Genomic DNA, 18,396 nt, shown 5'->3' on the forward strand with positions numbered 1-18,396 from the left:
CGTCAGGCCCGCCTGTCCGGTATGAGCGACAACCGCGTGGTCCAGGGACGGATGCAGACCCCCGAGAGCCTGGCCGAACTCATCGAAGGCGACTCCGTCATGGACGCAGAGCCTATCGAAGACGCCGACGAGGACTGTCCCGAATGCGGCGAGAACGTCATCTCCGTCGGGTACATGCCCTCTGCGCTGGAGTTCGTCACCGGCTACAAGTGCCAGGAGTGTGACTGGGCCGACACCGACCGCGAGTGAGCACCGTCTGCCAATCGAAATCCCTTTAATGCGAGTCGGCTTACGCCGGAGTGCGGGGTCGTGGCCTAGTCCGGGAAGGCGGCTGACTCCAGAGGCCACGTGCCTGGGACGACACTCCAAGGGCTGATATACTGAGCGACCGGCTGATCACCGCGTCGCGACGATGACCCTCTGGAGTTCCGAGGCACAGGACGGAGATATCAGCCGATCGGGGGTTCAAATCCCTCCGACCCCACTCCGTATAAACGCAAAGCAGAAAATTCTGCTGCTTTTCACGCCACCACTCCAGAGCGGTCAGTACGAGGTGGTCCGCGTGCTCTCAACCGGCGCTCCACTGGGCCGGGGAACTCGGTTGGACGGGGGACAGTCACGCCGCACTCGTGCACAGATCAGGACGTGCAGCAACTCAGTCGGAGACTGGGTCAGGGCCAGCCATCGGGCAATTCGTCCTCATGGTCCTGCATCAGTGTGAGGAGCGGTTCGATCTCCTCGAACCGCGGGCCGCGCGTGATGACCCCAGTATCACGATTCCAGTTGATGAGGCCTGCATCTGCCAGTTTTGGCAAGTGAACATGGTAGAACTCCGTCGAGAGGTGATTGAGCGCCTCGTCGTCGTTCTCGTCCTCATCCGTGACCCCCTCCGATGTGATGTCGTCCTCGGAGTTCGGATTGTGGTGTGCAACGGCCATGAGAATGCGGCGACGGTACGTGTGGCTAAGCATCTCGAATAGTTCACTCAGCGAATCACCGGTCTCGCCACGTTCGTCTGACATTTGCTGATGGCTCTTGTTGCGAAACGGTTCACTGGGGATGCGTTCCGCGCAACCGGTGCGCGAAGAGAAATGGATGGGTGTGAACGGGAACTCCCGTTTCAAGTAGCTCTCTCCGCCGGAGCTAAACGCACAGTGTGTGCTTGGTTCCGTATCATGGCTTGGTTCTCAAGCGTCAAAGCGTTGTTGGCCCCGAAGAATTTTTCAGCTGACAGTCGACGCATCGATTGGCGGTGGAGTGGCCCAGTTACCGAGCGGACGTGGTGAGTCGGACGCGGCACTGGTGGAGAGCCCAATGAGTTTACTTCGTGGCGGCTATCTGGCAACCCATGAGCCAGCTATTACGGGAGTTACTCGCCGGGAACGCCGCTCACGCGGCGGCGTTCCGGGACCGGTTCGACAGCGTCCAGAACTCACAGACGCCCGACGCTGTCACGGTCTGTTGCTCGGATTCGCGGGTGCTCCAGGACCACATGTGGGGCAACGACGACCCCGGACATCTCTTTACGTGTAGCAACATCGGGAACCGCGTCATCCAGCGGACCGCGTCCGGCGAGGCGGTGTCCGGCGACGTGCTGTACCCAATCGAGCACACGCTGACCGAAACCGCCGTCGTCGTCGGACACACCGGCTGCGGTGCGGTGACGGCGACGTACGACGACCTGACGGACGGGCTCGACGAGCCGGCAGGTATCGAGCACTGTCTCAGCGTTCTGAAACCGCATCTCGAACCGGCACTGGAGCACCTCCCCACGGACATCGAGCGGGCGGCGGCCATCAACCGTCTCGTCGAGTACAACGTCGACAGACAGGTCGAGTTCCTCCGCACCAGCGACGACGTGCCGGAGGCTGTCGACGTGTTCGGCGTCGTCTACGATTTTCAGGACGTGTACGGCGGTCAGCGGGGCGAGGTCCACGTCGTCAACGTCGACGGCGAAACCGACGTCGACGCGCTCCGGGCGGCCCACCCCGACATCGAGTCGCGTATCGACCGCCTCTGGGAGTACTAGCTACCGACTCTCGCGCTGTTCGACCTTGTTCAGTTCGATGAGGAGCCGGAAGATGGCTTTCACGAGGTTCGCGTCGACGTCGAACTGCTCGGCGTTGTCGCCGGCGCGGTCCATCACGGCCTGCTCCTGCTGTTCGTCGGTCGTCGGCAGGCCCTTCTCGTCTTTGACCTGCGCGATGGTGTCGGCCACGTAGGTCCGCTGTGCGATTTTCTCGACGATTTCGCGGTCGATGCTCCGGATTTCGTCGCGCAGTTCGTCCAGCGACATGTCCTCTGGGTTCGTGCTCATACTGTCTGTGTTCCCTCGGTTTGTGTCGTGGTCAGCCAGGTGTCTCCGGGTCGGTCGTCCCAGGCGTCCCGGACGGTTTCGAGCGCCGCCCGGTCGCCGACGGCGGTGAACGACGGCCCCGTCCCGGACAGCGAGACGCCCTCGACGTGCTGGAGCGCGTCGACCACTGGGTCCGTCTCGAAGTCCAGCGCGGCCGAGAACGCGAGGCCGTTGACCGTCATCGCGCGCTGGTAGTCGCCGTCGAGCGCGAGGTCCTCGACGAGGCGGGCCATCGGCGCGATATGGCGGCACCGCTCGACGTCCGCGTCGGCGCTGAACGACTGCTCGGGCGGCGTCCAGACGAGCACGTCCCAGTCGGTTTCGTCGCGGGCCAGGACCGTGTCGTCCTCGTTGTCGGTGACGGTGACGCCGCCCAGCATCGACGCCGACGCGTCGTCGAAGGCTCCGGTGACGGTGACGCCCACGTCGCGGGCGGCCATGACGCCGAGGCGGGCCATGTCCTCGCGGCTCATCCGGTCGGTCGCGTCGAGGGCGTCGAGCGTCGCCATCACGGTCGCGTTCGCGGCCGCGCTGGAACTCTTGAGTCCCGAGGCCATCGGGACATCGCTCTCGGTGCGGACGGTCCCGCCGGAGACCGCCGGGACGCCCACGTTCTGTGGGCCGCCGTGGGCGTCGATGACGTACTCGACACAGCGTTCGATGAGCCGCGTGTCGGCGTCCGGCGCGCCGGCGACCTCGCCGGTGACGCCGTCGGTCTCGGTCGAGAGCTCGACGGTCGCGGTCGTGTACTCGTCGATAGCAAACGCCGCGCCGCGGCCGGTCGCGAGCGCGTTGAGGACCGTCCCCGCCGCGGGCGCTGCTGCCTTCCCTTCCATCGACGTGTACTCCCGCGCGGACCTATTTACTAACTGCGATACCCCTGTATCGGTCACGGTGGCCACAGCGACCGAAGCGACTGCGTCGCAGTAAGACGGTACCGCTATCTCGCTCAGTTCGAAAGAAACAGCAACGAGGAATGAGCATCGGGAAGACACTCCGCGGACTCACGGCAGGCATCGGGGTCCTTGGCTACGTTACCCTGTTCCTGTTGTTGCAGGTCCGTGTGGCCCCGGTGTCGGCACTGGCGGGGATTGCGGCGCTCGCTACTGCCGCACTCGCCGTCGCGGGCGGACGGCCCGCAGTTCGCCAGCTTCTGGGCCGCGGGTCGTCGTCTCAGGAGGACACGCCCGAGTGGTGGCTCGCTCGTCTCGAACCCGCTGTCGAAGACGCCTGGAACACGTATGCGGACCTAGTGCTGACGGTCGGACTCTGTGCCGTCAGTGTCGGGTCTTTCGGCGCACTCGTAGCGTATCCCGGCGACGACCCGCCGTTTGGCCTCGCTATCGTCGGGTTCCTGGCGATGGTCTGTGGCCTCATCTCGCTCGGGTTTCTCATCGATTCGAGAGCCGAGTGAACGTGGGCGGTACGGGGTCGACTCAGGCCGGGAACAGGAGGTACGGCAGGACGAACAGCAGCAGGAACACGAACAGGAGGATGAGGCCGTAGCCGGCGAGCGTCCCGGCGGCTGTCAGCCACGCCGGGTGGTCGAACCGCTCGGTGAGGCGAGCCATACCGGGGAATACGGCGGGGGAGGCATAGTGTTTCGGGGCCGACCGCCACAGGTCGGCGACAGTGACTCCGTGCGCCGCGGTCCGTGTCACTCCGCCAAGGACACCTCGCCGAGGAACGTCCAGCGGACCTTCGTCCCGCCCTCGGGCCGGGACTCCTCTTTGAGGTGATAGAGATACGGCCCGTGCGGACAGTCGTCGCAGCCGTCGGCGCAGGTCGTCCGCTTCACTACCTCGGTGTAGCCGTCGCGTTCGGTCGACCGGAGTATCTCCTCGTTGGGCCCCGGTATGACCGGCGACGCCGTCTCGTCGTGGAACTGCAGTAACTCCTGTGCGTAGATGATTGTGTTGCGGAGTTCCTCGGGGGTCCGGTCGGACAGTTCCGCCGCCAGTGCCGCCGGAATCCCCTCCGGCGGTATCGGTTCATCTGCGGGACTGGGCATACCAACATCTCCGCCGCGGACGCACATAACTGAACTGCCAGCTAGCCGGGGACGGCACTCACTCGTTCCAGAACGCGCCGGTGAATATCACGAACACCGGGATAATCTCCAGCCGGCCGAGCCACATTAGGAACACCATCAGCAGTTTGCTGGTGTCCGGGAACGTGAGGTAGCTCCCGAACGGCCCCAGAAACCCGAACCCGGGGCCGATGTTTCCGAGCGTCGCCAGACTCGCACTGAGTGCCTCGAGGACGGTCAGTTCGAGCCCGACCCGGCCCGCATCGAGGAGGAGCACCACCGTGGTGACCCCGAGCGTGAGCAGGTACAGCAGCGTGAACCCGTAGATGGCGTTGATGACGTCCTCTTCGATGACCTGGCCGCCGAGCCGGACCGGCTTGACTGCGCTGGGGTGGGCGGTCGTGAACAGCTGTCGTCGGATGCCCTTGAGCACGACGAGCCACCGAACGATTTTGACGCCGCCGCCGGTCGACCCCGCGGAGCCGCCGATGAACATGGCGAACAGCAGGACTCCCTTCGCGGTGTCGCCCCACTCGATGAAGTTGCTCGTCGCGTACCCGGTCGAGTTCAGCAGCGACGCGACCTGGAACGTCGCCTGCCGGAGCGAGTTCTCCAGCGCCCCCTGCGTGACCCCGCCGAGTTCCAGCGGCGGCGCGGACCCGGTAAAGAGCAGCCCCCAGAGGATGACGGCCACGCCGGCGTTGGCCCCGAGGTACGTCTGGAGTTCGCGGTCCTGGAGGAAGGCGGCGTAGTCGTCCTGTAACAGGAGGTAAAACAGCGCGAAGTTCATCCCGGCGACGAGCATGAACGGAATGACGGCCCACTGGACGGCCGGTGAGAACGCGCCGATGCTCTCGGCCTGCGGCGAGAACCCGCCCGTCGGCAGCGTCGTGAACCCGTGTGCGACCGCGTTGTAGGCGTTCATGTTCGGCGCGAACCCGGTGTAGTGGAGCCCGAGCAAAATGAGGACGAGCAGGACGGTAAAGCCCAGATAGAACAGCCAGAGCAGCCGCGCGGTCTCGGCTATCTTCGGGGTGAGCTTCTGGAGTTCGGGACCGGGCGCTTCCGACTCGATTAGCTGCGCGCCGTTGACCGCGGCTTCCGGGAGAATGGCGACCATCAGGACGATGATACCCATGCCGCCGAGCCACTGGGTGAGCTGTCGCCACATCAACAGCGCGTGGGAGTGGCGGTCGAACGATATCTCGCCGGTGACGGTCGCACCGGTCGTCGTGAAGCCGGACATCGACTCGAACAGCGCGTTCACGGGCTGGCCCAGCGCCGACTCGGTCCCGTAGCCGGCGATGACGTAGGGTATCGCGCCGATGACGGCGACGGCCCCCCACGAGAGGGCGACGAACAGCAGGGCCTCGCGTGGCCCGAGTTCGTGGCTGTCGCTGACCCGCTCCAGCGCCACGCCGACGGTGACAGCAATCGCGATAGAAATCAGGAAGACGACGACGTCGTCCCCGTAGAGCAGCCCGATTCCCAGCGGGACCAGCATCGTCGCGGCGAGATACTTGATGACGGTGCCGGTCAAGCCGATGCTCTGTCGCCAGTCGACGCGAACCGACATCACTGATCACCGACCATTAACTGACGCTCAATCCCCCGATACGAAAAAGCCCCACGTTCCGCCAGCGCTGGTTCTGACGGGAATTCTCGGGGACAACGCGGCGATAGCCGCTCGCCGCGTCAGTGACGAACTGCTCCCGTGTGTCCTAGCGGGACCACACGCTCGGCCGCCCCGGACGCGCGGTGGTCAGGCGTGACCCTGCTCTTTCGCTCCCTCGCGGACGCTTTCGGACCGCTTGCGGACGCGGGAGACGTAGCGCTCGATTTTCTCCGGTTTCACGCCGTAGAACGACGCGGCCCAGTAGGCGTCGATACCGTCCTGCGTGAGGAGGTACGCGACGAGGGTGTCGCGGCCGGCCTGGATGACTGTCGGCGGCACGCCGCGCTCGCCCGTGCCGGCCTCCTGAAAGCCGTTCACGTCGAAGTACACGTCGGCGTACAACGTGGCCGTCTCGGGGTCCTCGAACGCGATGCCCTCGTGGTCGGGGGCCTCGAAGCGGTAGCACACGTCGCCGTCGGCGGTCGTCCGCTCGACGACGCGCACGCCGAGGATGTACTCGCGGTAGGTCGAACTGTCCGTCGGTGCGTCTGCTGTGTCTGTGTGTGGCATGGATGGCTGTCGGTCTACGGACGTCGAGCGGTTCCGGCTGCCAGCGCCGCCGCGCCGGCGATTGCGACGAGGACCAGCGCCGGCGGAAGCGAGCCGTCGGCCCCGGTGGTCGACCGAGCGGCCGTGGCACCGCCGGCAGCGCCACCCGCGTCGCTCGCGGTCCTCGCCGTCCCGGCGGTGGATTCGACGGCCTGCGGGGTCGTTTCCGACGCGGCGACCCGCTCTGCCGTCGCGTCCCCAGTCACCGCGACCGTCGTCGCCGTCGTGGCGGGCTCGACGGCCGCGCCGCCGTCGGCGTCGACCTGGCTCGACGCGACGGTCACCTGCGTCTCGCCGCCGGCGACGCCGGTCAGTTCGACCGTCGCCAGCGTCACGTCAGTGGCCCCGGGCTCTATCTGCCCGTCGAGGTCGGCCGCCTCCAGCGTAATCGTCCCGCCGTCCGAACTCACGACGGGGTCGGTCGTGAGCCCGAAGCGGTCGGGGTAGCTGGCGTTCCCGAACCGGGCGACCCCGGGGTCGGAGACCGCGAGTTCGAGCTGGTAGCCGGCCAGACCGTCGGGGGCGCTCGTGAGGACGACCGGGACGGCCGTGGTCTCGCCGGCGGCGACGGAGCCGGCCTCGATGCTGATGGCCGGGTCGCTCTGCCCTGCGGCGAGCGCGGGGAGCGTCCCCGCGAGGAGGACGAGCGCGACGAGCGCCAGGGGGAGGCGAGCGGTCCGGCCGCGTATCGAACGGTGGGTGTCGTCTGTCATTGGGTCGCTGTATCGAAAGACGGGGAACCGCGGCCGTCAGTTGACCTCTTCGTAGAGAGCGGTCACGTCGGCGAAGTCTATCTGTCCGTTCTCGTTGAAGTCGTACGCGCCGGTGTTCAGGCGGACGCTGTCGGAGTCCATGTTCGAGAACAGGACCTGCACGTCCTCGTAGTCGAGGCGGCCGTTGCCGTTGAGGTCCTCGAAGTGACCGTCACCGTCGGGGTCGGTCGGGGCGGCGTCGCCGACGACCGTCTGCGGGCCACCGACGACGAGGCCGTTCCGCGTCTCGGCCTTGATGGCGTTCCCGTTCTCGTCGTCCATCTGCTCGACGGAGACGGTCAGGTCGGTCGTGCCGCCGCTGTCGGCGCGGACGTCCAGCGTCGCCAGTTCCACGTCCATCGCGCCCGACTGGACGTTCGTGTTCACGTCGGCCACGCGGATGGTGGCCGAGGAACCGTCGTCGCTGATGGCGCTCTCGGTGAGCCCCAGCGCGTCGGGGAAGGAGACGCCGGTTATCGACGCGATGTCGGGGTTCGAGAGGGAGAGGGTCAGCCGCGCGCCGGAGAAGCCGGCGGGGAGCGAGGAGGCGGTCACCGGGACGCTCCCGGTGGTGCCGCCGCCGACCGCCGCGGACCCGGCGCTGACGACGACGTTCGGCTGGTAGACGTAGAGGCCGTCGTTCGGGTACGAGCGGGCGGGGCCGCCGAAGCCGTCCTCACAGCAGAGCACGCGGCCGTCCCGCATCGTGTAGACGTTGTCGATGTTCCGGAGCGCGTCGTCGGCGTCCTCGGGCGAGTCGGTGAAGTCCGGCCCGGTGATGACCGGTTCGAGCGTCGAGACGTTGTAGTCCGATTCGAGCACGCCGCGATAGACGACGCCGCCGTCGACGCGGTCGAGTTGGACGTCGCCCTCGTCGTCGGCGAGCGCGTCGTTGAACTCGGAGATGCCGAAGTAGACGAAGTCGCCGGGCTGGGAGTCGTCGACGCTGTCGACGCCCTCGGCCTTGTTGAACTCGATGGACGCGCCGATTTCCTTGGCGGCCGCGCGGGTCTCCAGGAACGGGACGCGCCGGAGTTCCTCGTCGACGCCGTCGGGGCCGTTGGCCTCGTACTGCTCGGCCCACGCGAGGATGTCCTCGTTCGTGATGTAGTTCTGGTTCCCGTTCTCGATGACGGAGAGGTCGGCCTGCTTGATGACCTCGGTAGTCACCTCGTCGCCCTCCGCCCAGTCGGCGTGGGCGCTGAGGTAGTCGGCCTGGGTCACGTCGTCGTACTCGGCGACCCAGGACTCGACCTCGCCGTTGGTGGCGTGGCCGAGTTCTATCCACTCGATTTCGAGCGGGGTCTGTGCGGGGGAGTTTCGCTCGCCGGCTTCGGCGGCGTTGGCCGCGTCGTTCGTAATCTTCGGCGCGTACAGCGTCCCGGTGACGTCCATCGGGTCGTCGTACTCCGGAATCGGCTCGTCGGCGACGAACTTGTAGATGCCCTTGCTGTCGCCGTCAGAGCAGCCGTAGAGGGTCCGCTGGTCGCCTTCGATGTCGGGTGCCTCCCACGACGCCCGCCCCATCACGTAGTACTTGACCGCCTCGGGTTCGTCGGCGGTCGGCTCACGGAAGTCGACGAAGTATCCGTACCGGTACGGGTTCGGGTACACGTCGTCGAGCAGCGTCGTCGCCAGGTTCTCGCCGTCGCCCTGGTCGTCGCGCTCCGCACCGAGGTAGTACGCGAGGAACTCGACGCCGGTCAGCGCCCAGTACCCCTGCGGACCGAAGTTCGCGTCGAGGTCGCCGCTCTCGGCGTAGGACTCGATTGCGCCCGAAATCTCGCTGGGGTTCGGCCGGTTCCAGAACTGACAGCCGCCGATGAGGCCCTCGCCGGACCCCGCCTCGACGATGTCGCTCACCGTCGCCGTCAGGCTGACGCGGGGGTGTGCGTAGTTCTCCTCGGCGGAAATCATCGTCCCCCACGGGCTGAGGTCGCCGTAGCAGTTGATGCGCGTCCCGCCGTGTTCGCGGAGCGACTCGGTGTTCGTCAGGTTCATCGCGTTCTCGGTGTCCGCGCGCCACTCGCCGTTCTCGTCCTGGCTAAGTGGGACCCGCGAGACGCAGCCGGGGCTGTTCTCCCAGTTGGTGAACAGGTAGCCCTCGGTCCCCTCGTCGTTGGTCGGGACGAACTGGTTGCAGTCGGGGTTCGTCGCCGCGCCGCCGTACTGGGTGCCCGCGAAGTTCTCCTGGGTGATGTCCGTTCCGTCGGGCGTCTGGACCACGCCGAGTCGCTCCTCGCCGCCGTTGATTGGCTCGCGCCCCTGGACGAGGATTTCGTAGTCGCCGGCCGCGGACCGGACCTGTCGCTGTTTCTCTTCCGTGTCCGGAATCCCCACCTCCGGGAAGTCGTTGTTGCTCCCGTCGAACTCGAACTGGAAGCCACTGAAATAGCCCACCGCGGCCCGTCCGAACGGTTCGGGATTCGCTCCCTCCGGGTGCTGGAGGCTGTACAGCAGCGACCCGTCCTGGAAGACGAACGGCCCGGTCACCTCCGCGCCGAACGCCGTCGTCGAGAAGCGTTTGAGACTCCCGGCGACGCTCGGTGCGCCCGGTGTGTCCGATTCCTCAACCTCTTCCCCGCTTGCCACGCCGATGACGCTGGCCCCAAGCGCAGCAGCCACCGACTGTGAAAGCACCTGCCGTCGAGTGAAATCGACCATGCGGGTGAGGGGTAGCAGTGGTTGTTAAAGCAGTTTTATAATATTCGTATGATATGTCCAGGAGTGCTCCAGTGGCCTCTGTTCCACCCGTACGTCTAACCCATCGGACATATCACAAATACGGCTATTTTTGCGGGGTACGTACTGTATGGCGTCGACGACGTTCCCTCACGAGCCGGTTCGTCCTCAGCTACGTACCAGTCGGGGAACGGTCGCCACCGCAGCGGGATGCCCCGACAGCCGGGACAGAAACCGGGCGGGGAGGCGTCGTGGCCCGGCGGCTACATCCCCATGTCGGCGGCCGGGTCGGGAATCGGCAGCGCGTTCGGAGACACACCCAGCAACTCCGCCGCGTGGTCGAGCGCCATGTCGAAGCCGTAGTACCGCTCCAGTTCGTCGCCGTCGGCGGTCGGCCGGACCTTCAGCATCGCGTACCCCTCGATGTTCTGGGCGACCGCGGCGCTCCCGCCGTCGCTCTCGAAGGTCAACAGCCGTTCCTCGTCCGTCTCACGATACGTGGCCGTGATGCCGTCGGCCGACGCCTCGACGGGGAGTTCGGAGTCGGTCATCGCCGGTCCTAGGGGGTGGGGGTATGCGAACCTGGCGGTCCGAAACCGCAAACGCGAAGCGGGCGCGCCGCCAGGGACACCCATGGCGAAGTGGCTCCAGAGCGGCCGCCGGCGCGACATGTGCGTCCTGCTGGCCGCCGCGGCGGACGGGGAACTCTCCGGCCAACGGCTGAAGACGCGGCTCGAAAGCCGCTACGACACGCGAATCGAGCCCAAGAGCTTCTACGGCGCGCTCGACGCGCTGGAGTCGGCCGGGTTCGTCGACCACCGCGAGGACGGCATCGCCGACAAGTACTCGCTGACCGACGCCGGCCAGCGGCGGCTCCGGGAGCAGTACGAGTGGATGCGGGCGGCGCTCGGCGACGACGACTGACGGCACGGCCCCAAACCGGGTCCTCCGGCGGAGGGGTATTCTTTTTTACGAGCCTTCCGCAGTGTACAGCCATGTCCCTGTCTCGGTCACTCCTCCTGGCTGGGCTGGACGCCCTCCCGTTCGCGGCGCTTGCGAGCGTCGCGGCGTACGTGTTCGCACGCACGACTGTCCAGCCGCCGTTCGCCGTCGGCGTGCTCGCCGGTACCGTCGGCGCGGTGGTGCTCCTGGCGCTCGGCACCGTCAGCGCGAACCGCTACCGCGCGGACGGCAAGTCGTTCTACTTCACGCGCGCCGTCGTCGTCGAGGGACTCCTGTCGCTCCCCTAGTCGAGCAGCTGGTCCGCGATGGTGTTCCGGAGCACCTCGCTGGTCCCCTCGTAAATCTCGTTGAGTTTGGCGTCGCGGTAGAACCGCTCGACTGGGAAGTCCTTCGTGTAGCCGTAGCCGCCGTGAATCTGGATGCCCTCGTTCGCCACCTCCCGTGACACCTCGGAGGCGTACAGTTTGGCCTGGGCGGCCTCCTTGACGAAGGACTCGCCGGCCATCTTTTTGTCGGCCGCCTGGTGCATCAGCAGGCGGGCGGCCTGGGTCTTCGTGTCCATGTCGGCGAGCTTGTGCTGGATGGCCTGAAAGTCGCTGATTGGCCGGTCGAACTGCTCGCGGTCCTGGGCGTATTTCAGCGCCTCGTCCAGTGCCGCCTGTGCGATGCCGACGCCGCGGGCCGCGATGGTGATGCGGCCGCCGTTGAGCGTCTTGAGCGCGTGGACGAACCCGCGACCCTCCTCGCCGAGCCGGCGGTCCGCGGGGAGGCGCATGTCGTCGAAGCGGAGTTCGGCGGTCGGACAGCCCTTGTCCCCGAGCTTGTGCTCGGTGCCCTCGACGATGAAGCCGTCGTCCTCCTCGGGGCGGACGACGAACGACGAGATGCCTTTGTTGCCGGCCTCGGGGTCGGTCTTTGCGAACAGGACCACGGTGTCGGCGACCGAGCCGTTGGAAATCCAGAGCTTGCCGCCGTTGACCAGATAGGCGTCGCCGCCGTCGACCGGTTCGGCGGTGGTGTCCATCGCCGGCACGTCGCTGCCGGCGCCGGCTTCCGAGAGGGCGAACGCGCCGATTTCCGCCCCCTCTGCCAGCGGCGTGAGGTACGTCTCCATCTGTGCCTCGTCGCCGAACTCGTATATCATGTTGCAGGCCAGCGAGATGTGCGCGGCCACGATTGTCCCGAGGCCGCCGCTGCCCCGCGAAATCTCTTCGAGCGCCATCGCGTAGCTGTGGTAGTCCAGTTCGGCCCCGCCGTACGCTTCCGGAATCGGCATGCCCATCAGACCCAGTTCGGCCATCTCGTCGACGAGGTCCCACGGGAACTCGTCGGTGTCGTCGATGTCCGCCGCCCGCGGCTTGACCTCCTCGTCGACGAACTCCGCGACCATCTCCTGTATCTGGCGCTGTTCCTGTGTGGGGCTGAAGTCCATGGCAGGGTCTAGCGCGGGTCGGGTCTTTACTGTTGGCCAACGCCCGACCCGTTGCTCGGTCTCGTACTCGAACCCTCCCGTCGTCGCCGACTCACTCGTAGTCGTAGAAGCCGCGGCCCGACTTTTTCCCGAGGTCGCCGGCCGCGACCTTCCGCTTGAGCAGGTACGCGGGCTTGTAGCGGTCGCCCAGTTCCTCGTACAGCGTCTCGGAGGCGTCGAGCACCACGTCGAGGCCGATGTGGTCGGCCAGTTCGAGCGGCCCCATCGGGACGTTCGTGCCGAGCGTCAGCCCGCGGTCGATGTCGGCCTTGTCGGCGACGCCCTCGTCGTAGGCCCGGATGCCCTCGTTTATCCAGGGCATCAGTACGCGGTTCACGACGAAGCCGGGCTTGTCGTCGGCCTCCCAGGTCTCCTTGCCGATGTCGCGGGCGAACTCCCGACCCAGCGCCACCGTCTCGTCGCTGGTGTGCTCGCCGACGACGAGTTCGACGCCTTTCATCACCGGCACCGGGTTCATGAAATGCAACCCCATGACCTGCTCGGGCCGGTCGGTGGCGCTGGCGATGGTCGTAATCGAGAGCGTGCTCGTGTTGCTCGCCAGCACCGCGTCCGACCCGCAGACGGCATCGAGTTCCCCGAACACCGACTGCTTGACATCCATGTCCTCGGTCACCGCCTCGACGACGAGGTCGGCGTCGTCGAGGGCCGTCATCTCGGTGGTGCCGGTGATGCGGGCCGTCGCCGCCTCGGCCTCCTGTTCCTTCACGGTCCCGCGCGCGACGAGACGCTCGAAACTCGCCCGGATGTCCTCGAACCCGGCGGCGACCAACTCTTCAGACACGTCCCGCATGACGACGTCGTAGCCGGCCGTCGCCGCGACCTGGGCGATGCCGTTACCCATCGTCCCGGCCCCGACGACGCCGACGGTGTCGACTGCTTCGAGGTGCATAGGTCCGCTTCGCCCGGCCGTCGTGTAAGTCTGCCGACGGGAGTGGTCGCTCCGACGAGCGGGTCCCTCCGGGAGAGTCCCACACACTTAGCGGCAAACGACGCCCGCCCGTCGAACATTCACTCGAAATGTAGTAAATGTCAGCAAAAAGATACTTATGCTGTGCCGGAGAACGGACTGGTGATGAGAGACCCTGCGGGCAGCAGGCTCGGAGACAAACGCGACTGGTCACCGCCGGCCAGTCACTGCCCCTACACCTGACAAATGAGCAAGTCACTCGATACCTCGACCAGCGAAGCCGAGCAGACAGTCACCGACGTCGTCGACGGCATCGCCGCGACGACACCGGACGTCCGTCGCGCAATCGCCGACCACCGTGGCCAGAGTAACTCCGTCAACCCCACCGGCGACGACCAGCTCGCGGCCGACCTGCGCGCCGACGAACTGTTCGAGCGGCGGCTGCTGGACATCGACGGGGTCGCCACGTACGCCAGCGAGGAGCGGGCGGACGTGAAAGCGACGGACGGCCGCCTCCACGTCGCGATGGACCCCCTGGACGGGTCGAGCAACCTCGAACCCAACAGCGGGATGGGGACGATTTTCGGCGTCTACAGCGAGCGGCCGCCGACGGTCGGCACCAACCTTCTCGCCGCCGGCTTCGTCGTCTACGGCCCGATAACCTCGATGGTCGTCGCCCGGAAGGGCCGCGTCCACGAGTACATCGTCGAAGACGGCGACAAGCGGGTCGTCGACGACGACGTGACGGTCCCCGACGACCCCACCGTGTTCGGGTTCGGCGGCGGCGTCGACTCCTGGACCGAGGAGTTCGAATCCTACGCCGAGGAGATACGCCACGAACTGAAGCTCCGCTACGGCGGGGCGATGGTCGCCGACATCAATCAGGTGCTCACCTACGGCGGCGTCTTTTCGTACCCCGAACTGGAGTCACGCCCCGAGGGGAAGCTCCGGGTCCAGTTCGAGGGCCACCCGATGGCCTACATCGTCGAATCCGCCGGCGGCCGGTCCTCCGACGGGAACCGGTCGCTGCTCGAGGTCGACCCCGACGCGCTCCACGAGCGGACGCCGCTGTACCTCGGGAACGACGACCTCGTCGACCGCCTCGAAGCGTCCATCGACTGACGGCTCAGTAGCCGAGGTATATCGCGAGCGCCTTCAGAACGCTGTACAGCCCGATAGCGACGCCCAACAGCCCGCCCAGGACGGTCCCGACGATGCCGTCGGGCCACAGGGAGAGCGGGTTCGGTATCCCGACGGACGGCAGCGCCGGCAGCGAGAAACCGCCGCCGCTGCCGGCGGCCGTCACGTTCCCGACGCGTCGCCTGTCGACGGTCAGGTCCCCGGTTGCGTTCGCCGGTACCGAGCGCGCGAACTCCGTCGTTCGCGTCTCGCCGGCCGGGACCGTGACCGTCCGCGTCGCCAGCACCGACCTGTTGAGCGAGACGACCACCCGGTGGTCGCCGCTCGCGGTGCCCCTGTTCTCCAGTTCGACGGTGACGACGGTCCGGTCGCCCGGGCCGAGCGCCGGCGGCTCGGCAGTCGCGTTCGTGACCACGATGTCCGGCTCCCCGGCGGGTTCCGTCGCCGTCGTCGGTTCGGGCGTCGCTGTCTCGGTCGGCGTCTCCGTCTCCGCTGGCGTCGGCTGCTCGATTCCCACGACGAACGTCGAGAGGCCCGGCGAGTCGGCCCGGTAGACGACCCGCGATTCACTCCGCCCGACTACGTCGGTCGAAAGCGGCGTCCACTCGCCGTCGTCCCGGAACAGGGCCACGGCTCCGGGCTCTACGTCGGCCGCCGCCAGCGTGGCCCGGTCGACGGTGAACGTGAACGTCGCGTCCGTGGCCGGAACCGAGCCGTGGTCGACGTCGAATCGACCGACGGCGGTGTGGCCGGTCGCGGCCGAAAACGACGACGGGGGCCGGCGGGCCCGAACAGTGAGTTCGGCGGACTCGTTACGCGGGAACGCCGCCGAAAGCCGCAGTAGCGTCCCGTTCTGACCGCTGACGAGCGCGCCCGAGTCGGGCTGGATGCGCTGTGGCCGGCCGGTCCCGTTGACCGACGCGTTCGCCGTCGTCGCGTTCACCCGTCGCACGGTCACGTTCCCGCCGGCTCCCGGCCCGCCCACGGACACGATTCTGGTCTCCCGCCCCGTGTTCCCGAACGGGTCCGTGGCCGTCGCCGTGACCTCGTGACTGCCGGGCGAGGCGAAAGCTACGGTGATGTTCTCGCCGGTGAGAATCGTATCCCCACCCACCTGCCATCGGATAGACTCGACGCCCTGGTCGTCGGTGGTCCCCGCCGCGGAGAACGTCACCTGCTCGCCGACGGTCGCGTTCCCCGGCCCGGCGACGGTGACGTTCGGGGCGGACCCGTCGTAGAGGAACGTCCGCTGTCGGCTGAAGGAGTTGTTGTTCCCGTTCCTGTCGGTCACCGACATCAGGAGCAGCGAGTACTCTCCCTCCTCCGTGAACGTGTACTCCCGGGTGTAGGTGGCGCTGTTGCCGGTGCGTTCCGTGAACCCGGAGATGTTGAGCGAGTCGAGCGACGGCCCGCCGACGGAGATGCGGAGCTGGCGCAGCCGCTCGTGTGTCTCGACGACGATTTCGGCGGTCGAGCTGTTGACCCGGGTGACGTTGAAATCCCGATACTTCGGGGTGACGCTGTCCATCCCGGTCACGGTGACCGACTCGTCCGGGAGTTCGTTGCCCGCGCCGTCGGTGATGTTGCCGGTGGCACTGAGGCCGACCGTCACGTTGTTCTGGTCTATCCTGTCGGCGAGGAGGAGCGAGACGCGCGCCCCGCTCTTGTTGCTGTCCGGCGCGCTGGCGGAGCTGACAGAGACGTTCTCGACCCGGCCCGCGGTCAGGCGGAAGTCGTCGGCCTGAATCGTGTTCGTGTTTATCGAGGTGTCGTCGTACAGAGTGAGTTCGATGGTCGTGTCGTCGCCCCGCGTCGCGTTCCCCCACTCCGGAGGCTCCGTGTCTTCGGCCGCGGCCACCGCAGGGGCCATCGGCGCGACCAGCGAGACCGTAACGAGCAAAACGAGCAGCGGGAGCCACCGGCGCTGTCTCCCAGCCGACCCAGCCGTCTCCCGGGAGCCGCCGGTGGTCCTCATGACGTGTGGCTACTCCGGCACCCACTATCAATCGTACGCCACCATTACGAGAGGTGATAATGGCACGGGGGCAACTACTGTGACCCCCGGGACCGTTGGGGCTGGTATGAGAGTCCATATCGCGGACGGGGCCACGCGCGACGAGGCGTCGGCCATCGCGGCCGCCGTCGCCGAACACACCGGTCGAACCGTGGAAGTGTACGTCGGCGACGAGGAGACCCCGACGCTGGTCCGCGAAGTGACCGCCGACGGCCAGGACTCGGACGCGACCGGTGACGACGCCGGAACGGACGCCGCCCCGACGGACCGCGAGCGGCGGCTCCGAGAGGAAATCGAGGACATCGAGCGCGGCGGCCCGCAGAAGTACCGGGACCGGCTCGCCGAGCAGGGGAAACTGTTCGTCCGCGACCGCCTGGACCTGTGGTTCGGCGACGGCGGCCTGGACTTCGAGGACGGGCGGTTCGCCAACTTCGACTCGTGGCACCCCGACAGCCCCGACGCCGACGGCGAAGGCGACCGCCTGCCGGCCGACGGCCTCGTCACCGGCGCGGGGACCTTCGAGGGCCGCCAGGTCCACGTCGCCGCCAACGACTTCACCGTCAAGGCGGGGTCGATTGCCCGCCACGGCGTCGAGAAGTTCCTCCGGCTGCAACAGCGTGCGCTGAAGAGCGGGCAGCCGCTGCTGTACCTGGTCGACTCCTCGGGCGGCCGCATCGACCAGCAGCGGGGCTTTTTCGCCAACCGCGAGGGCATCGGGAAGTTCTACTACAACCACTCGCTGCTGTCGGGCGCGGTGCCACAGATTTGCGTGCTCTACGGCCCGTGTATCGCCGGCGCGGCCTACACGCCAGTGTTCGCGGACTTTACCGTCATGGTCCGGGGGATGAGCGCGCTCGCCATCGCGTCGCCCCGGATGGTCGAGATGGTCACCGGCGAGGACATCGACCTCGAAACGCTGGGCGGGCCGGACCTGCACGCCCGCCACTCCGGTAGCGCCGACCTCGTCGCCGACGACGAGGAACACGCCCGGGAACTGGTCGCCCAACTCATCACGTACCTGCCCGACAGCGCCGATGAGAAGCCGCCGCGGACCGACGGAACCGCTCCGGCGGCCGACCCCGCAGGACTGGACTCGGTCATCCCGGCGGAGCCGAACAAGGGCTACGACATGCACCAGGTCATCGAGCGGGTCGTCGACGCCGACTCCTTCTTTGAACTTCAGGCCCAGTACGGTCCCGAGATTCTGACCGGGTTCGCCCGGGTCGACGGCCGCCCGGTCGGCATCGTCGCCAACCAGCCGAGCCAGCGGGCCGGTGCCATCTTCCCCGACTCGGCCCGCAAGGCCGCCGGCTTCGTCTGGACCTGTGACGCCTACGACATCCCCCTGCTGTACCTCTGTGACACGCCGGGGTTCATGGCCGGCTCGTCGGTCGAAAAGGAGGGGATTCTGGAGGCCGGGAAACGGATGATTTACGCCACTTCGCAGGCCACCGTCCCGAAGCAATGTGTCGTCGTCCGCAAGGCCTACGGCGCGGGCATCTACGCCATGTCAGGGCCCGCCTACGACCCCGAAGCGACCCTCGCGCTCCCGGGCAGCGAAATCGCTATCATGGGGCCGGAAGCGGCGATAAACGCTGTGTACGCCAACAAACTCGACGCCATAGACGACCCCGAGGAACGCGCCCGGCGCGAGCAGGAACTCCGGGAGGAGTACCGCGAGGACATCGACGTCCACCGGATGGCGAGCGAGGTCGTCGTCGACGAAATCGTCCCGCCGAGCGACCTGCGTCCGGAACTGGCCGCCCGGTTCGACCTCTACGAGGACGTCGAGAAGGACCGCCCCGACAAGAAACACGGCACGATTCTCTGAGGCCGC

20 protein-coding genes and 1 tRNA gene are annotated in these 18,396 nt (G+C 67.2%); 8 read left to right on the forward strand and 13 right to left on the reverse strand.

Annotated features, from left to right (window positions below; genetic code table 11):
* Positions 1 to 21 precede the first annotated feature (21 nt).
* Positions 22 to 249 (forward strand): DUF5795 family protein, encoded by a 228-nt coding sequence (locus VI123_RS15695; protein ID WP_336339007.1) that lies wholly within the window; start codon positions 22 to 24, stop codon positions 247 to 249.
* Positions 250 to 303: 54 nt separating this feature from the next.
* A tRNA-Trp gene (locus tag VI123_RS15700) sits at positions 304 to 484 on the forward strand.
* A gap of 187 nt (positions 485 to 671) precedes the next feature.
* Here VI123_RS15700 and VI123_RS15705 read toward each other — a convergent pair.
* Entirely contained in the window at positions 672 to 1,022 is a 351-nt protein-coding gene (locus VI123_RS15705; protein ID WP_336339008.1) for a DUF7344 domain-containing protein, read from the reverse strand.
* A 326-nt stretch (positions 1,023 to 1,348) separates the two neighbouring features.
* Here VI123_RS15705 and VI123_RS15710 point away from each other — a divergent pair, with 326 nt between their 5' ends.
* Positions 1,349 to 2,029: a carbonic anhydrase gene (locus VI123_RS15710; RefSeq protein WP_336339009.1), complete on the forward strand. Its 681-nt coding sequence runs from the start codon at positions 1,349 to 1,351 to the stop codon at positions 2,027 to 2,029.
* On the opposite strand, the gene VI123_RS15715 is transcribed toward VI123_RS15710, so the two are convergent.
* A complete protein-coding gene (locus VI123_RS15715) occupies positions 2,030 to 2,317 on the reverse strand; it encodes a chorismate mutase (protein WP_336339010.1) in 288 nt (95 codons plus the stop codon).
* Positions 2,314 to 3,192: a shikimate kinase gene (locus VI123_RS15720; protein ID WP_336339011.1), complete on the reverse strand. Its 879-nt coding sequence runs from the start codon at positions 3,190 to 3,192 to the stop codon at positions 2,314 to 2,316. Before VI123_RS15720 ends, VI123_RS15715 begins: the two co-directional genes overlap by 4 nt.
* Positions 3,193 to 3,332: 140 nt before the next feature.
* Here VI123_RS15720 and VI123_RS15725 point away from each other — a divergent pair, with 140 nt between their 5' ends.
* Positions 3,333 to 3,770: a hypothetical protein gene (locus tag VI123_RS15725; protein WP_336339012.1), complete on the forward strand. Its 438-nt coding sequence runs from the start codon at positions 3,333 to 3,335 to the stop codon at positions 3,768 to 3,770.
* A 22-nt stretch (positions 3,771 to 3,792) separates the two neighbouring features.
* Here the strand turns inward: VI123_RS15725 and VI123_RS15730 are convergent, their stop codons facing one another.
* From VI123_RS15730 to VI123_RS15760, 7 genes are all read right to left on the reverse strand, one after another.
* Positions 3,793 to 3,927 carry a hypothetical protein gene (locus VI123_RS15730; protein WP_336339013.1) on the reverse strand — a complete coding sequence of 45 codons (135 nt, stop codon included), beginning with the start codon at positions 3,925 to 3,927 and terminating at the stop codon, positions 3,793 to 3,795.
* A gap of 86 nt (positions 3,928 to 4,013) precedes the next feature.
* Positions 4,014 to 4,367, reverse strand: a complete 354-nt coding sequence (locus VI123_RS15735) for a hypothetical protein (protein ID WP_336339014.1) — start codon at positions 4,365 to 4,367, stop codon at positions 4,014 to 4,016.
* Between the two features lie 58 nt (positions 4,368 to 4,425).
* On the reverse strand, positions 4,426 to 5,961 hold the full coding sequence (locus tag VI123_RS15740; RefSeq protein WP_336339015.1) for a TrkH family potassium uptake protein: 1,536 nt from the start codon (positions 5,959 to 5,961) through the stop codon (positions 4,426 to 4,428).
* A 186-nt stretch (positions 5,962 to 6,147) separates the two neighbouring features.
* On the reverse strand, positions 6,148 to 6,570 hold the full coding sequence (locus VI123_RS15745) for a hypothetical protein (RefSeq protein WP_336339016.1): 423 nt from the start codon (positions 6,568 to 6,570) through the stop codon (positions 6,148 to 6,150).
* 14 nt (positions 6,571 to 6,584) lie between these two features.
* Positions 6,585 to 7,322: a cell surface protein gene (locus VI123_RS15750; protein ID WP_336339017.1), complete on the reverse strand. Its 738-nt coding sequence runs from the start codon at positions 7,320 to 7,322 to the stop codon at positions 6,585 to 6,587.
* 36 nt (positions 7,323 to 7,358) lie between these two features.
* Positions 7,359 to 10,025: an alkaline phosphatase PhoX gene (locus tag VI123_RS15755; RefSeq protein WP_336339018.1), complete on the reverse strand. Its 2,667-nt coding sequence runs from the start codon at positions 10,023 to 10,025 to the stop codon at positions 7,359 to 7,361.
* A 281-nt stretch (positions 10,026 to 10,306) separates the two neighbouring features.
* The gene (locus tag VI123_RS15760) at positions 10,307 to 10,594 is read right to left on the reverse strand and encodes a DUF7111 family protein (protein WP_336339019.1); all 288 of its coding nucleotides are present in this window, start codon (positions 10,592 to 10,594) and stop codon (positions 10,307 to 10,309) included.
* 82 nt (positions 10,595 to 10,676) lie between these two features.
* Here VI123_RS15760 and VI123_RS15765 point away from each other — a divergent pair, with 82 nt between their 5' ends.
* Positions 10,677 to 10,967 carry a PadR family transcriptional regulator gene (locus VI123_RS15765; protein ID WP_336339020.1) on the forward strand — a complete coding sequence of 97 codons (291 nt, stop codon included), beginning with the start codon at positions 10,677 to 10,679 and terminating at the stop codon, positions 10,965 to 10,967.
* 71 nt (positions 10,968 to 11,038) lie between these two features.
* Complete coding sequence (locus VI123_RS15770) at positions 11,039 to 11,293, forward strand: hypothetical protein (RefSeq protein WP_336339021.1); 255 nt, start codon at positions 11,039 to 11,041, stop codon at positions 11,291 to 11,293.
* Here the strand turns inward: VI123_RS15770 and VI123_RS15775 are convergent.
* Positions 11,290 to 12,438, reverse strand: a complete 1,149-nt coding sequence (locus VI123_RS15775; RefSeq protein ID WP_336339022.1) for an acyl-CoA dehydrogenase — start codon at positions 12,436 to 12,438, stop codon at positions 11,290 to 11,292. The genes VI123_RS15770 and VI123_RS15775 overlap by 4 nt on opposite strands.
* 91 nt (positions 12,439 to 12,529) lie before the next feature.
* Positions 12,530 to 13,387, reverse strand: a complete 858-nt coding sequence (locus tag VI123_RS15780; protein WP_336339023.1) for a 3-hydroxyacyl-CoA dehydrogenase family protein — start codon at positions 13,385 to 13,387, stop codon at positions 12,530 to 12,532.
* 264 nt (positions 13,388 to 13,651) lie between these two features.
* Here VI123_RS15780 and VI123_RS15785 point away from each other — a divergent pair, with 264 nt between their 5' ends.
* Positions 13,652 to 14,527, forward strand: a complete 876-nt coding sequence (locus tag VI123_RS15785) for a class 1 fructose-bisphosphatase (protein ID WP_336339024.1) — start codon at positions 13,652 to 13,654, stop codon at positions 14,525 to 14,527.
* 4 nt (positions 14,528 to 14,531) lie between these two features.
* Here the strand turns inward: VI123_RS15785 and VI123_RS15790 are convergent, their stop codons facing one another.
* Positions 14,532 to 16,520, reverse strand: a complete 1,989-nt coding sequence (locus tag VI123_RS15790) for a PKD domain-containing protein (protein ID WP_336339025.1) — start codon at positions 16,518 to 16,520, stop codon at positions 14,532 to 14,534.
* A 106-nt stretch (positions 16,521 to 16,626) separates the two neighbouring features.
* On the opposite strand from VI123_RS15790, the gene VI123_RS15795 reads away from it, so the two are divergent.
* Positions 16,627 to 18,390, forward strand: coding sequence for an acyl-CoA carboxylase subunit beta (locus VI123_RS15795; protein ID WP_336339026.1), 1,764 nt, complete (start codon positions 16,627 to 16,629; stop codon positions 18,388 to 18,390).
* Positions 18,391 to 18,396 lie beyond the last annotated feature (6 nt).

Source organism: Haloarcula sp. DT43 (genome assembly GCF_037078405.1).
Taxonomy (GTDB): domain Archaea; phylum Halobacteriota; class Halobacteria; order Halobacteriales; family Haloarculaceae; genus Haloarcula; species Haloarcula brevis.